We start from the raw sequence: 14,765 nt of genomic DNA on the forward strand, positions 1-14,765 counted from the left end.
CCGCCGCCCGCACGGGCCGGCGCCACCGCTCCCGTCCCGGCCCCCGGTGCCCTGCGGTGTTGCGTCCACTCGGTGCCGTCCCACCAGCGTTCGACGGACGGGTCCCCCGGGTCCGGATACCAGCCGGGCGGAGGTGTCGGCGGCCTGCTCATCCGGGCACTGTACTCACTCCTGGCCTGCTCCTGGCCTGCTCTTGGCCTGCTCCTGGCCTGCTCCTGGTTTGCCCCTGCCTGCTCCTGCGAGGGGCCTTCTCTCCTTCTTCCTACAGCGGCGTCACATACGCGCCCGAGATGCCGCCGTCGACAAGGAAGTCCGTGGCGTTGACGAACGCGGCGTCGTCGCTCGCCAGGAACGCGACGGCCGCGGCGATCTCCTCCGCCTCGGCGAACCGCCCGACGGGAATGTGCACGAGCCGCCGGGCGGCCCGCTCGGGGTCCTTGGCGAACAGCTCGCGCAGCAGCGGGGTGTTGACCGGGCCGGGGCACAGCGCGTTGACCCGGATGCCCTCCCGCGCGAACTGGACACCTAGTTCACGCGACATCGCGAGGACCCCTCCCTTGGACGCGGTGTACGAGATCTGTGAGGTCGCGGCGCCCATGCGGGCCACGAACGACGCCGTGTTGATGATGGAGCCCCTGCGCCGGCGCCTCATGTACGGGATGGCGGCCTTGCAGCACAGGTACACGGAGGTGAGGTTGACCTCCTGGACGCGCTTCCACGCCTCCAGTCCGGTGTCGAGGATCGAGTCGTCGTCGGGGGGCGAGATCCCGGCGTTGTTGAAAGCGATGTCGACCGAACCGTAGGTGTCGTGGGCCGTCTTGAAGAGCGCCTCGACCTGTTCGGCGTCGGTGACGTCGACCTGGACGAAGGTTCCGCCCACCTCCTCGGCCGCCTTCTTGCCCGCGCTCTCGTCGATGTCGCCGCAGACGACGTGGGCGCCCTCGGAGGCGAGACGGCGGGCGGTGGCGAGGCCGATGCCGCTGCCCGCGCCGGTGACGACCGCGGTGCGGCCGACGAGACGGCGGCAGATGATGTCTTCGGTCACTGTGCGGGCTCCTCCGTGCTGATGAAGACGTTCTTGGTCTCGGTGAAGGCGGTGAGGGCGTCGGGGCCGAGCTCCCGGCCGAGGCCGGACTGCCGGTAGCCGCCGAACGGCGTCCAATAGCGCACGCTGGAGTGCGAGTTGACGGACAGATTCCCCGCTCGCACGGCCCCCGACATCCGCAGGGCGCGGCCCACGTCGCGGGTCCAGATCGAGCCGGACAGGCCGTAGTCGGTGGCGTTGGCGAGGCGTACGGCTTCGGCCTCGTCGTCGAAGGGGAGGACGACGGCGACCGGTCCGAAGACCTCCTCGACGGCGGCGGGCGCGTCGGGCGCCACATCGGTCAGGACGGTCGGCGGGAACCAGAAGCCGGGCCCCTCGGGCGCCGAGCCGTGGATCCCGTCGCCCGGCGTGACGAACGCACGCACGCGCTCCAGTTGCGCCCGTGAGATCAGCGGGCCCATCCCGGTCTTCTCGTCGGCCGGGTCACCGACGACGACGGACTCGATCGCGGGCCCGAGCAGCTCCAGATAGCGGTCGTACACGGAGCGCTGGACGAGGATGCGAGTACGGGCGCAGCAGTCCTGTCCGCTGTTGTCGAGGAACGACTTGGGGGTGGCGAGGGCCGCCGCCTCGACGTCCGCGTCGGCGAAGACGATGTTGGGGCTCTTGCCGCCGAGTTCGAGGGTCACGCGCTTGACGCGGTCGGCGCACTTGGCCATGATCCGCTTGCCGACACGGGTGGAACCGGTGAAGACGATCTTCGCGACGCCCGGGTGCTCGACGAGCGCGTCACCGGCGACCGGCCCCCGGCCCGGCAGCACCTGGAACAACCCCTCGGGCAGCCCCGCCTCCAGAGCGAGCTCGGCGAGCCGGAGCGCGGTGAGCGGGGTGGTCTCGGCGGGCTTGAGCAGCACCGCGTTGCCCGCCGCGAGCGCCGGGGCGGTGCCCCAGGCGGCGATCGGCATCGGGAAGTTCCAGGGCGCGATGACGCCGACGACACCGAGCGGTTCGAGGATGGTGACGTCGAGCCCGCCGGGGACCGGGATCTGGCGGCCGTTCAGCCGCTCGACACCACCTGCCGCGTAGTCGAGCAGGTCGCGCACGTTGCCCGCCTCCCAGCGGGCGTTGCCGATGAGGTGTCCGGCCTCGCGGACCTCCGTCCGGGCGAGTTCTTCGAGGTGTTCGTCGACGGTGGCGGCGAAGCGGCGCAGCAGGCGGGCGCGGTCGGCGGGGGGCGCGGCTGCCCAGGCCGTCTGGGCGCGGGCCGCGCGGGTGACCGCGGCGTCGACGTCCTCGCGGGAGGCGGCCGGGACGGTGGTGACGACCTCCTCGGTCGCCGGGTTCAGTACGAGGAGTTCTTCGGGAAGTTCTTCGGGGAGTTCGTCGGACAACGGGTCCCTCACATGCGTTCGAAGGAGCGGCGCAGCTCCCAGTCGGTCACCGCGGCGTCGAACGCGTCGAGCTCGACCCGCGCCATGTTGCGGTAGTGGGCGACGACGACGTCCCCGAAGGCGGCCTTGGCGATCGGGCTGTTCTCCCACAGCTCGGCGGCCTCGCGCAGCGTGGAGGGGACGTGCTCGTAACCGGAGGTGTAGGCGTTGCCCGGGCATGCCTCGGGCAGGTCGAGCCGGTGCTCGATCCCGTACAGTCCGGCGGCGACCAGGCCCGCGACGGCGAGGTGCGGGTTGACGTCGCCGCCCGGCAGGCGGTTCTCGAAGCGCAGCGAGCGGCCGTGGCCGACGACGCGCAGCGCGCAGGTGCGGTTGTCGTGGCCCCAGGCGACGGCGGTAGGGGCGAAGGAGCCCGCCCGGAAACGCTTGTAGGAGTTGATGTTCGGTGCGTAGAGGAGCGAGAAGTCGCGCAGGGCCGCGAGCTGTCCGGCCAGGAAGTGGCGCATGAGCGGTTTCATGCCGTGTGTGCCGCCCGAGCCGTGCCCGCCCCGCGCGGAACCCTGCGCGGCGTCCTGCGCGGCAAAGGCGGGCGCGCCGTCCTCGTCGGTGAGCGAGAGGTGGATGTGGCAGGAGTTGCCCTCGCGTTCGTTGTACTTGGCCATGAACGTGAGTGAGACGCCCTCCTGTGCGGCGATCTCCTTGGCGCCGGTCTTGTAGATGGCGTGCTGGTCGCAGGTGACGAGGGCCTCGTCGTAGCGGAAGGCGATCTCGTGCTGGCCCGGGTTGCACTCGCCCTTCGCCGACTCGACGGTCAGGCCCGCGCCCGCCATCTCGTTGCGGATGCGGCGCAGGAGCGGCTCGATGCGGCCCGTGCCGAGGACGGAGTAGTCGATGTTGTACTGGTTGGCCGGGGTCAGGCCCCGGTAGTTGGCGTCCCAGGCCCGTTCGTAGCTGTCCTTGAAGACGATGAACTCCAGCTCCGTGCCGACCTGGGCCGTGAGTCCGAGTTCGGCGAGGCGGTCGAGCTGGCGGCGCAGGATCTGGCGGGGCGCGGCGACGACGGGCGAGCCGTCGTTCCAGGCGAGGTCGGCGACGAGCATCGCGGTCCCCTCGTTCCAGGGGACGCGGCGCAGCGTCGTGAGGTCGGGGTGCATGGCGAAGTCACCGTAGCCGTGGTCCCACGAGGACATCGCGTAGCCGTCGACGGTGTTCATCTCGGTGTCGACGGCGAGCAGGTAGTTGCAGCCCTCGGTGCCGTGGGCGAGGACCTCGTCGAGGAAGAAGCGAGCGGCGAACCGCTTGCCCTGGAGCCGCCCCTGCATGTCGGGGAAGGCCAGCACGACGGTGTCGATCTCTCCGCTCGCGACGAGGGCATGCAGTTCCTCTACGGAGAGCGGGGGTGTGCGGTCTGCCACGGAATGCTCCTCCTTGGATCAGCCGGTACCGGCCGAGGGCCATAAGGTATTGCCCGATACCTTTGCTTGGGAAGGGGGCCGGGTCGCATGTCGGACCAGATGGCGGACAGGGACACCGACGGGGGCCTGGGGACGGTGCTGCGCCCGGTGCGGGCGGGCAACGGCTTCGAGGAGGCCCTGGAGCAGATCCTCCAGGTCGTCCGCCTCGGCCTGGTGCCCAGCGGTGAACGGCTGCCGTCGGAGCGGGAGCTGGCCGAGCGGCTCGGCATCAGCCGGGTGACGCTGCGCGAGGTGCTGAAGGTCCTGGCCGACCAGGGGCTCGTCGAGTCCCGGCGCGGCCGGTACGGCGGAACGTTCGTCCTGCCGCGCCCGGCGGCGATGGGCGAGGGTGAGCTGCGGCGCCGTATCGAGGGTGTCGACGTGGAGGACGCGCTGCGCCTGCGCGAGGTCCTGGAGGTCGGCGCGGCGGGCCTGTGCGCGACCTACGGGCTCGACGACGGGCAGGCGCGGCGGCTGCGCGGCGCGCTCGACGCCACGCGGGACGCCCCACCTGCCGAGTACCGGCGGCACGACACGCTGCTCCACCTCGTCCTGGCCGAACTGTCCGGCTCGCCGTCGCTCGCCGCCCAGTACGCGGCGGTGCGCGCCACCGTGAACGACCTGCTGGACTGCATCCCGCTGCTCGTGCGCAATCTGGAGCACTCGCAGCGCCAACACGCCGCGCTCGTGGCGGCGGTGCTGGACGGGGACGCGGACGGGGCACGGGAGACGATGCGGGAGCACTGTGCGGGGACCGCGGCGCTGCTGCGCGGTTTCCTCACGTGAGACGGGGCTTGATTTCCCCGCCCGTGTCCCGCAAAGGTGTGGATTCATTCCTTTGGAGGGAGCACGGCACCATGGTGAGCAGGCCGCTGATCGGCGTCAGCACGTACCTGGAGAAGAAGGCCGCCTGGGGCGTGTGGGAGCTGCCCGCGGCGCTGCTGCCGGCCGGTTATCCGCGGCTCGTGCAGAGCTCCGGCGGGCTCGCCGCGATGGTGCCGCCGGACGACACGCGGCACGCGCCCTCGGTCGTGTCGCGGCTCGACGGGCTGATCGTGGCGGGCGGACCCGACGTGGACCCGTCGGTCTACGGGGCGCGGCGCGACCCGCGGACCGGCCCCGCGGCCGAGGAGCGGGACGCCTGGGAAATCGCGCTGATCCGGGCGGCGTTGACGTCCGGCACGCCGCTGCTCGGCATCTGCCGCGGCATGCAACTGCTCAACGTCGCCCTCGGTGGGACGCTGCGCCAGCACATCGACGGGCACGTCGAGGCGACCGGGGTCTTCGGCCGCCACACGGTCACCCCGGTCCCTGGAACCCGCTACGGCGACCTGGTGCCCGAGCCCACGGACGTCCCCACCTACCACCACCAGGCGGTGGAGCGGCTCGGCTCCGGCCTGGTGGCTTCCGCGCACGCGGCGGACGGCACGGTGGAGGCCGTCGAACTGCCCGGAATGGCGTGGGTGATGGGGGTGCAGTGGCATCCCGAGATGGGCGAGGACGTGCGGGTGACCGAGGGGCTCGTACGGGCCGCGGGGACGCCGCACGGGTTCTGACGGCTGCGCCGGCTACCCGCCTTCGAGCCGCGCCCGCAGCCAGGCCACGGCCGCCTCGCCCTGCGCCCGCTGGAACGCCCGGAGCGTCGGCAAACCCGGCGGGGCCGGGCGTCCGGCCTGCTCCAGGAAGTACCCGGCAAGCCCGGCGAGCGCCCGGGTGACGCCTTCCGGCTCGGCGGCACGGCCCAACGGGTGGGCGGAGAAGACGCGTTCGGGTTGCGGCCCGCCCTGCGCCCGCACGCACGGAAGCATCACCAGCAGGTCGAACCAGGGCGCGGCGCGCACGGCGTGCGGCCAGTCGACGAAGACGACGTCGTCCGCGGTCAGCAGGATGTTGTCGGCGCGCAGGTCGGCGTGGGCGAGCATGTCGCCGTCGGCGAAATCGGTCCAGGAGGACGCGAGTTCGGCGAGACGGGGAGCGTTGCGCACGCTCCACGCGTCGAGACCGGCCCCCGGCCCCCGGCCCTCGTCCACGATCCGCCGCCACCCGGCGAAGTTCTCCGCGAGCCGGTCGACTGCCGGCCGCGTGCCCGGCGGCGCCGGGGTGCGGCCGAGACGGGCCACGGCGTCGAGCACGCGCGTCAACTCGGCCGCGCGCCAGGGCACATGAGGCTGGCGCCCCGCCACGTCCTCGAAGGCGAGGGCGACCCAGGTGCCGTCGTCGTACGTGGTGAGCAGGCGCGGGGCCGGGACGCTCTCGGGGAGCGCCGCGGCGTTGCGCGCCTCGGCCCGGTGGAACTTCGGGGTGTGCGGGTTGGCCTGTGCGCTCACCGCTTTGACGAACGCGCGGCGGCCGTCGGCGAGGGTGACGCGGGCCGCGACGCCCGGGGAGAATCCGCCGCTCTGCGTCCGGGCGCGCACGACGGGTGCGCCCAGCGCCTCCGCCAGCGCGCGCCGCACCGGCTCCGGGACGGAGTCCCAGTGCCGGCGGACGCCCTGGGCGGGCGGGGCTGTGGTCATGCGCCGATCCTGCGGGACGGCCCACGCCGGACGCCACCGGTTTTCGGGGCCGGCGGTTTCCGGGGCTGCCGGATTCCGGAGCCACCCGACTCCGGAGCCACCCGACTCCGGGACCACCCGACTCCGGAGCCACCCGACTCCGGAGCCACCCGACTCCGGGACCACCCGACTCCGGGACCACCCGACTCCGGAGCCACCCGACTCCGGGACCACCCGACTCCGGAGCCGCCGGATTCCGGGACCACCGGATTTCGGGCTGCCGGTCTTCGGAGCTGCCGGTCTTCGGGGCCGGGCGCCCCGAAAAGCCCGTCTTCGGGGCGCCCGAACGAGTGACGCGCCCTACTTGGGCCCGTGGTCGTCCACGGCTTCGATGTGCTCGGCCACGGCCACCACGAGGACCCTCGTGTCGGGACCCGCGGCCCGCCAGCGGTGGCGGACCCCGCCGGTCAGATACAGCGTGTCGCCACGGACGAGGCGGTGCACGCGACCCTCCGCCTCCACCTCGGCGGCGCCTTCGATGACGTGCATCAGGACGTCGTTGCGCAGCTGGAACTCGCGGCCCGGGTCGTGATCGCCGACGAACTCCTGAGCCTGCATCTGGTGGTGCCCGCGGACCAGGGTCCTTACGACGTACTCGGGCCCGTCCCGGCCGCCCGCGCCGCGCTCGACGTCACGGTCGTCGGCCCGCACCAGGTCCACCGTGTGAGCCGGGTCCGCCGCCGCGAGGAGTTCGACGGCGGTCGTTCCCAGTGCGTCGGCGACCTTCTCCAGGGAGCGGCGGCTGGGGCGCGCCCGCTCGTTCTCGACCTGGCTGAGGAAGGGCACGGACAGGCCGCTGCGCTCCGCGACCGCGGCCAGCGTCAGTTCCAGGGCGCGGCGCCGGCGTCGTACGGCGGCGCCCACGCGCAGTGTCTCCTTGTGCTCGTCCATGACCCCGCTCCCTCCCACCCCTTGCCCTGAGTCCGTTCGCATGCACCCTACGCAGGTTGGGCGCGCGGTTTCATGCGAGCGCAGTAAGCCGCGGAGGGCTTCGGCATGTCGAAGGGGCGGGTTGCGCCACAGCTCGGCCGCGGCGCAACCCGCCCCTTCGGGTCGGGCTCGGCCCGTCAGGAAGCGGTCATCCGCCTCTCGACGTCCTGATGGGTCTTGAGCCACGTGGAGACGGCCTGCTCCTCGCGCCCCTGACCTGCCTTCTTGATCTCGGCCTCCAGGGAGCCGAGCTCGTCCTCGCTCATCTTGAAGTTCTTGAACCACTTCGTGAGCTGCGGGTACTTGCTCGGGAAGTCCTTGTTGGAGATCGTCCTGATCGTGTTGCCCTCGCCGAACTTCTTCTTCGGGTCGGCCAGCTTGGTCAGCTTGTACGTGCTGTACGCCCAGTGGGGCGACCAGAGCACGACGGCGACCGGCTCGTGCTTGGCGTAGGCGCGCTTGAGCTGGGCCAGCATCGCCGGCGTGGAGCCGTCGACGACCTTGTACTCCTTGTCCAGGCCGTAGCCGGGCAGCACGTCCTTCTTCAGGATCTGCATCTCACCGGTGCCCGGCTCGATACCGATGATCTTCCCGCCGAAGGTCTTGCCCCTGCCCTTGAGGTCGGCGAGGGACTTGACGCCCTTGACGTACGACGGAACGGCGATCTCCAGGGACGTCGGGCTGTACCAGGTGCCCAGGTCCTTGAGCTTGCTCTTGTTCGCGTCCCAGTAGTTCTTCTGCGCGTAGGGCAGCCAGGCGTCGAAGTTGACGTCGAGGTCGCCGCTGGCGAGGCCGGTGTAGACCGGGCCGACGTCCATCTGCTTCAGGTGGAGCGAGTAGCCCTTCTTGGCCAGGACGTTCTTCCACAGGTAGGTGGCGGCGACGTCCTCGTCCCACGGGAAGTAGGCGACGTTCACGGGGTCCTTGCCCTTGCCGGGCATGGACTGCTTCTGGACCGGGGCCAGCTTGTCGACCAGGCCCGGATTCGACTTCAGCCACGTCCTGACGGCCGACTGCTGGTCGCCCTTGCCGGCCTTGTTGATCTCGGCCTCAAGACCCGTGAGCTGCTTCTCGGTCATCTTGAAGCTCTTGAGCCACTTGTCGACCTGGGGGAAGTCGCTGCCGAAGCCCTTGCGGGACAGCGAGTGGATGCCGTCGCCCTTGCCCCAGGCGCCCTTCGGGTCCTTGAGCTTCTTCAGCTTGTACTCGCTGTAAGCCCAGTGCGGCGACCACAGCGGCACGACGATCGGCTTCTTCCTGGCGATGGCGCGCTTGAGCTCGGCGAGCATCGCGGGCGTGGAGCTGTCCGCGACCTTGTACTCCTTGTCCAGGCCGTATGCCTTGAGCACCTTGCTCTTGAGCAGCGCCGACTCACCCGCGCTCGCCTCGATGCCGGTGATCTTGCCGCCGAACTCGCCGCCCTTGCCCTTGAGGTCGGCCAGGGAGTTGATGTCCTTCATGTAGGCGGGGACGGTCAGCTCGAGGGAGGTCGGGCCGTACCAGGAACCGAGGTCCTCAAGGTCCTTGCCGTACTTCTTCCAGTACTGGGCGTGCGTGGTCGGCAGCCAGGAGTCGGTCTGGAAGTCGGTGCTGCCCTGGGCGAGCGAGGTGTACAGGGGGCCCGCCTCGAACTGCTTGACGTCGACCTTGAAGCCGCGCTCCTCAAGGATCTCCTTCCACAGGAAGGTGGAGGCGACGCCCTCGTCCCAGGGGATGTAGCCGATCGTGATCTTCCTGCCCTTGCCGACGTTCGTGGCGTCGCCGCCGGAGGCCGTCGAGGACGAGGAGCCGCCGAAGACGCCCATGCCGCCCGCGACGAGCGCGAGGATGACGACGCCGATCACGGCGACGGCCGGACGGGGCCGGTACGACCAGATGTTCAGGCCCTGTGTGGCACGGAGCTTGGCGACGGCACGGCGGCCCAGCGGGGAGACCTGCCGGCCGAGCGCGCTGGTCATCCGGTCCAGGTAGATGGCGAGGATGACGATGGCGATGCCGGACTCGGCGCCCAGGCCCACGTTGAGCTGGCCGATGGCCTCGTTGACGTCACCGCCGAGGCCGCCGGCGCCGACCATGCCCGCGATGGCGGCCATGGACAGGCCCAGCATGATGACCTGGTTGACACCGGCCATGATCGTCGGCAGGGCGAGGGGCAGCTGGACCCGGAGCAGCGTGTTGCCCGGCGTCGTACCGAACGCCTCGGCCGCCTCGACGAGTTCCTGGTCGACCTGCCGGATGCCCAGCTCGGTCATGCGGACCCCCGGCGGCACCGCGAAGATCAGGGTCGCGACGATGCCGGCGGGGGCGCCGGAGCCGAAGAACAGGATGGCCGGGATGAGGTAGACCATCGCCGGCAACGTCTGCATCAGGTCGAGGACCGGCCGGAACACGGCGCTGACCCGGTTGGACCGGGCCGCCCAGATGCCCAGCGGCACACCGACGATCAGCGCGATGAGCGTGGAGACGAGGACCAGCGACATGGTGTCCATGGCGTGGTCCCACAGGCCCAGGTTGTCGATGAACCCGAGGCCGACGAAGGTCAGCACACCCGCGAGGGTCCCGCGCAGCCAGAACGCGATGACGGCGAAGATGGCCGCCATGATGAGCGCCGGGGGCGCCTGCAGGACGTCGTCGAGGCCGTTGTAGACGCCGTCGAAGACGGACTGGAAGAAGTCGAAGAGCCACGACATGTGGTCGAGCAGCCACTGGACCACGTCGTTGACCCAGTTGCCGAAGGGGATCTTAGGCATCGGCGCTCACCCCCACCGGTTCACCGAGCACGGCGAGCAGCCGGGCCCGCGGTACGACGCCTATCAGTCCGCCGTCCTCGTCGACCACGGACACCGCCACATCACTGGTCGAGCAGGGCGTGAACAGGTCGATGATCGGGGTGTCGGCGGTGACCGTCGCCGGTGCCCGGGACGCGTCGTAGCCGTTCTCGGGCTCGCCCATGATCGCGCCCGCGGTCAGCACGCGGGACCGGTCGACGTCCTTGGTGAAGGACTCGACGTAGTCGTTGGCGGGCCTGACGAGGATGTCCTCGGCGGTGCCGATCTGCACGATGCGGCCGTCGCGCATGACGGCGATGCGGTCGCCCAGGCGCATGGCCTCGTTCAGGTCGTGGGTGATGAAGACGATGGTCTTCTTCAGCGTCTTCTGCAGTTCGAGGAGCTGGTCCTGCATGTCGCGCCGGATCAGCGGGTCGAGCGCGCTGAAGGACTCGTCCATCAGGAGCAGGTCGGCGTCGGTGGCCAGCGCGCGGGCCAGGCCCACGCGCTGCTGCATGCCGCCGGACAGCTCGTCGGGGAACGACTTCTCCCAGCCCTTCAGACCGGCCAGCTCCAGCGCCTCGAGGGCGCGCTGCTCGCGCGTCTCGCGCGAGACGCCCTGCACCTCGAGGCCGTACGCCGCGTTCTCCAGGACGGAGCGGTGGGGGAAGAGGGCGAAGTGCTGGAAGACCATGCTGATCTTCCGGGAGCGCACCTCGCGCAGTTCGCGCGGCGAGAGCTCGGTCAGGTCCTGCCCGTCGAAGCGCACATGCCCCGCCGTGGGCTCCAGAAGTCCGTTGAGCATGCGCAGCAGCGTGGACTTGCCGGAACCCGACAGACCCATGACGACGAAGATCTGGCCGGACTCGACGCTGAACGAGGCGTCGATCACGGCGGCGGTGGTGCCGTCCGCCCGCAACTCCTCGCGGTCTGCTCCGCGGCGGAGTTTCTCCACCGCCTCATCGGGTCGTCTGCCGAACACCTTGTACAGGTCTTCGGCTTCAAGCCTGGACACATACACCTCTCGGGTCGAACCAAGACGGCCCGCCTCCCCCGCCGGCGGGCCGTGGAGCGGGTACGGATTCGGTCCGCTGCCGGTCTCACCCCCAAGTTGTTGAAAGTGCGACCGGGTCCGCTCCGCGTGCGCTCCTGCCCCCGCTCACCCCGATCAAACGGAAGAGTGTTCCAGTTCACATGGTGTCAACGTTTGCCTTGCGGTATTGCACGCTGGGTGACTGTCGGCGCGGTGCGGCATGATGCGGGGCGTGACCCAGAAAACCTCGGCAGACTCGGCCCACCCGGCGCACGAACGCCTGATGCTGCTCGACACCGCGTCCCTCTACTTCCGGGCCTACTTCGGAGTTCCGGACTCCGTCCGCGCCCCGGACGGCACGCCGGTCAACGCGGTGCGCGGGCTGCTCGAGTTCATCACGCGGCTCGTGCACGACCACCGCCCCGACCGACTCGTCGCGTGCATGGACGCGGACTGGCGCCCGCAGTGGCGGGTCGACCTCATCCCCTCCTACAAGGCACACCGCGTCGCCGAGGAGACGCCGGCCGGGACGCCGGACGAGGAGGAGGTCCCCGACACCCTCTCCCCCCAGGTCCCCGTGATCGAGGCGGTGCTCGACGCGGTGGGCATCGCGCGGGTCGGCGTCGCGGGGTACGAGGCGGACGACGTGATCGGCACGTTCACGGGGCGGGCGAGCGGGCCGGTCGACATCGTCACCGGGGACCGCGACCTGTTCCAGCTCGTCGACGACGCGCGTGAGCGGCGCGTCCTGTACCCGCTCAAGGGCGTCGGCACGCTACAGCTGACCGACGAGGAGCTGCTGCGCCAGAAGTACGGCGTGGACGGCGCCGGTTACGCGGACATGGCGCTGCTGCGCGGCGACCCGAGCGACGGCCTTCCCGGAGTGCCGGGCATCGGCGAGAAGACCGCGGCGAAGCTGCTCGCGCAGTTCGGCGACCTGGCGGGGATCCTCGCGGCGGTCGACGATCCGGCGTCCAAGCTGACGCCGACGCAGCGGGCACGCCTGGACGGGGCGCGGCCGTACCTGGCCCTCGCGCCGAAGGTGGTGCGGGTCGCGGACGACGTGCCGCTGCCGGACGTCGACACGGCGCTGCCGCGCGCGCCACGCGACCCCGAGATGCTCGACGCGCTGGCGGAGCGCTGGGGCTTGGGCGGATCTTTGCAGCGGCTGCTGGTCACCCTCAGCGAGTGAAGTGTTAGCTTAGGTAAACCTAAGTAGCGCGGGATCAGCAGTACGTGGATCACGTGGATCAGTGGATCAAGGGAGACCGCACATGGCCGAGCGCCCCGCCCGCAAGCCCCGCAAGGCCCGTTCCGCACAAGTGGTGCGCACCGAACGGCTCACCCCGCACATGCGGCGGGTGGTGCTCGGCGGTCCCGGCCTCGCCGACTTCCCCGACCTCGAATACACCGACCACTACGTGAAGTTGCTGTTCGCGCCGGAAGGCGTCACGTACGAGGAGCCGTTCGACGTGGCCCGCATCCGCGAGGAACTGCCGCGGGAACAGTGGCCGGTGACGCGTACGTACACGATCCGCGCCTGGGACCCGGCGGCGCGCGAGCTGACCCTCGACTTCGTGATCCACGGCGACGAGGGCCTCGCCGGGCCCTGGGCGGCGCGCGTCGAGCCCGGAGAGACGGTCCGCTTCATGGGTCCCGGCGGCGCGTACGCCCCCGACACCACGGCCGACTGGCATCTGCTCGCGGGCGACGAGAGCGCGCTGCCCGCGGTGGCCGCCGCGGTCGAGTCCCTCCCCGACGGCGCCCGCGCACACGTGTTCCTGGAGGTCGAGGGCCCCGGCGACGAGCAGAAGATCGACTCGCCCACTCCGATCACCTGGCTGCACCGCGGCGGCCGCCCGGTCGGCAGCGCCCTGATCGAGGCCGTCACGGGCCTGGACTTCCCCGCGGGCCGCCCGCACGTCTTCGTGCACGGCGAGGCGGGCTTCGTGAAGGAGCTCCGCCGCCACCTGCGTGCCGACCGCGAGATCCCCCGCGACCAGCTCTCCATCTCCGGCTACTGGCGCCTCGGCCACAACGAGGACGGCTGGCAGGCGTCGAAGCGCGAGTGGAACGCACAGGTGGAGGCGGAACAGGAGACCGCCGCGTAGACGGACGCACCGGACGCGCCCGGTCGACCGACCCGGTGGGCACCCCTGACCCCGGTGCGCGGCGGCGCCGCCGGGCTTGAGCCTTCACAGGCACCTGCGCACGCCACCTGTCGCCGCACGCGAGGTGGTGCGCGCGGGGCGCCGGGGGCCGGGCATGCCCCGGGGTGCCCGGCCCCTCCGGACACCACCCCCGGCGGAGGCACCCACCGCGGCACGGGTATCTCGATGCCCCGCGCAGGACGACCGCACGGGCCGCCGCGCGCCCGACCGGCCGACACGTGCCGCGGGACCCCGCCCGGCGCCGGGAGGCGTGGGAGCGTGCGGCCGGTCGCGCGATGGTGGTCGTCCGGGGCGGGGAGCGTGCCGGCTCAGCCGTACTCTGGGCCGATGCGACGCAAGCCCCGTACCCCGCCCTCCCCGCTCCCTCAGCGTGACGGGGTCGATCCGGTGCGGGTGCGGATGCCGGTCGGCGGTGCGTGGTCCACCGTGCGTGATCACCTGGTGGCCCGGCTCGCCGCCGGGGACGGGGTGGTCGACGCGATGATCGCGGACGGGCGGATCGTCACGGCCGACGGCAGCCCGCTGCGCGGCGACACCCCGTACGTGCCGGGCGGCCACGTCTGGTTCCACCGGGACCTGGCGCCCGAGCCACCCGTGCCGTTCGCTCTCGACGTCGTCCACCGCGACGAGCACATCGTCGTCGCGGACAAGCCGCACTTCCTCGCCACGACACCGCGCGGCAGCCATGTCAGCGAGACCGCCCTGGCACGGTTGCGGCGGGACACGGGCATCGGCACGCTCAGCCCGGCCCACCGGCTCGACCGGCTGACGGCCGGGCTCGTGCTGTTCGTGGTGCGGCCCGAGGAGCGCGGCGCGTACCAGACGCTGTTCCGCGACCGACGGGTCGGCAAGGAGTACGAGGCCGTCGCCCCCTACGACCCGGACGTGCCGCTGCCCGCCACCGTGCGCAGCCGGATCGTGAAGGAGCGGGGTGTGCTGACCGCCCTGGAGGTTCCCGGCGGGGAGCCCAACGCCCGCACCGAGGTGCGGCTCGCCGAGCGGCGCGACGGCCTCGGCCGCTACCGGCTCACCCCGCACACCGGCCGTACGCACCAGCTCCGGGTGCACATGAACCGGCTCGGCCTGCCGATCCTCGGCGACCCGCTGTACCCGGGCATCGCCCCGCCCGCCGCGCCCGACGACTTCCGGCGCCCGCTCCAACTCCTCGCGCGCAGTCTCGAGTTCACCGATCCGGTGACCGGGGCGGAGCACCGCTTCGTCACCGGGCGGCGGCTCGCGGCCTGGGAGTCGTACGAGGCGTGGGCGACGCCTCGTACGACCTAGCACGTCAGGGCCGTCAGCGCGGTCGGCACGGTCTGCGGGGCGTCAGTCGCCGCGCCACCAGCGCAGGAAGCGCTGCCAGGCGCCGTGCCGCGCGGGCTCGGGCGGCGCGGCGGGCGCCGGTGCCGCGGGAGCGG

Annotated in this window: 13 protein-coding genes; 5 read left to right on the forward strand and 8 right to left on the reverse strand. The window is 71.6% G+C overall.

The window, feature by feature from the left end; genetic code table 11:
• From OFY01_RS08300 to OFY01_RS08315, 4 genes are all read right to left on the reverse strand, one after another.
• A partial coding sequence (locus tag OFY01_RS08300) for a DUF2510 domain-containing protein (protein ID WP_266597856.1) occupies positions 1-152 on the reverse strand: 152 nt, incomplete at its 3' end.
• A gap of 110 nt (positions 153-262) precedes the next feature.
• The gene (locus OFY01_RS08305; protein ID WP_266597834.1) at positions 263-1,045 is read right to left on the reverse strand and encodes a 3-oxoacyl-ACP reductase; all 783 of its coding nucleotides are present in this window, start codon (positions 1,043-1,045) and stop codon (positions 263-265) included.
• Positions 1,042-2,436: an aldehyde dehydrogenase family protein gene (locus OFY01_RS08310; RefSeq protein ID WP_266597836.1), complete on the reverse strand. Its 1,395-nt coding sequence runs from the start codon at positions 2,434-2,436 to the stop codon at positions 1,042-1,044. The genes OFY01_RS08305 and OFY01_RS08310 overlap by 4 nt, the downstream gene beginning before the upstream one ends.
• 8 nt (positions 2,437-2,444) lie before the next feature.
• Positions 2,445-3,851 carry a glutamine synthetase family protein gene (locus OFY01_RS08315; RefSeq protein ID WP_266597838.1) on the reverse strand — a complete coding sequence of 469 codons (1,407 nt, stop codon included), beginning with the start codon at positions 3,849-3,851 and terminating at the stop codon, positions 2,445-2,447.
• Between the two features lie 87 nt (positions 3,852-3,938).
• On the opposite strand from OFY01_RS08315, the gene OFY01_RS08320 reads away from it, so the two are divergent.
• Together OFY01_RS08320 and OFY01_RS08325 are read left to right on the forward strand one after the other, a co-directional pair.
• Positions 3,939-4,676, forward strand: coding sequence for a FadR/GntR family transcriptional regulator (locus OFY01_RS08320; RefSeq protein WP_266597840.1), 738 nt, complete (start codon positions 3,939-3,941; stop codon positions 4,674-4,676).
• A 71-nt stretch (positions 4,677-4,747) separates the two neighbouring features.
• Entirely contained in the window at positions 4,748-5,446 is a 699-nt protein-coding gene (locus OFY01_RS08325; protein WP_266597842.1) for a gamma-glutamyl-gamma-aminobutyrate hydrolase family protein, read from the forward strand.
• A gap of 12 nt (positions 5,447-5,458) precedes the next feature.
• Here OFY01_RS08325 and OFY01_RS08330 read toward each other — a convergent pair whose 3' ends face one another.
• The 4 genes from OFY01_RS08330 to OFY01_RS08345 all read right to left on the reverse strand — a co-directional run bounded on the left by OFY01_RS08330 (position 5,459) and on the right by OFY01_RS08345 (position 11,164).
• Positions 5,459-6,406, reverse strand: a complete 948-nt coding sequence (locus OFY01_RS08330; protein ID WP_266597844.1) for an aminoglycoside phosphotransferase family protein — start codon at positions 6,404-6,406, stop codon at positions 5,459-5,461.
• A 339-nt stretch (positions 6,407-6,745) separates the two neighbouring features.
• Positions 6,746-7,336: a helix-turn-helix domain-containing protein gene (locus tag OFY01_RS08335; protein WP_266597846.1), complete on the reverse strand. Its 591-nt coding sequence runs from the start codon at positions 7,334-7,336 to the stop codon at positions 6,746-6,748.
• A gap of 176 nt (positions 7,337-7,512) precedes the next feature.
• Positions 7,513-10,125, reverse strand: a complete 2,613-nt coding sequence (locus OFY01_RS08340; protein ID WP_266597848.1) for an ABC transporter permease/substrate binding protein — start codon at positions 10,123-10,125, stop codon at positions 7,513-7,515.
• A complete protein-coding gene (locus OFY01_RS08345) occupies positions 10,118-11,164 on the reverse strand; it encodes a quaternary amine ABC transporter ATP-binding protein (RefSeq protein WP_266597850.1) in 1,047 nt (348 codons plus the stop codon). The genes OFY01_RS08340 and OFY01_RS08345 overlap by 8 nt, the downstream gene beginning before the upstream one ends.
• A gap of 235 nt (positions 11,165-11,399) precedes the next feature.
• Here OFY01_RS08345 and OFY01_RS08350 point away from each other — a divergent pair, with 235 nt between their 5' ends.
• The 3 genes from OFY01_RS08350 (at position 11,400) to OFY01_RS08360 (ending at position 14,631) form a co-directional block, all read left to right on the forward strand.
• Positions 11,400-12,368 (forward strand): 5'-3' exonuclease, encoded by a 969-nt coding sequence (locus OFY01_RS08350; protein WP_407700300.1) that lies wholly within the window; start codon positions 11,400-11,402, stop codon positions 12,366-12,368.
• An 82-nt stretch (positions 12,369-12,450) separates the two neighbouring features.
• A complete protein-coding gene (locus OFY01_RS08355) occupies positions 12,451-13,287 on the forward strand; it encodes a siderophore-interacting protein (protein WP_266597852.1) in 837 nt (278 codons plus the stop codon).
• Between the two features lie 387 nt (positions 13,288-13,674).
• Entirely contained in the window at positions 13,675-14,631 is a 957-nt protein-coding gene (locus tag OFY01_RS08360) for an RluA family pseudouridine synthase (protein WP_266597854.1), read from the forward strand.
• Positions 14,632-14,765: the final 134 nt, after the last annotated feature.

It is taken from the genome of Streptomyces beihaiensis (genome assembly GCF_026274175.1).
GTDB classification, from domain to species: Bacteria; Actinomycetota; Actinomycetes; order Streptomycetales; family Streptomycetaceae; genus Streptomyces; species Streptomyces beihaiensis.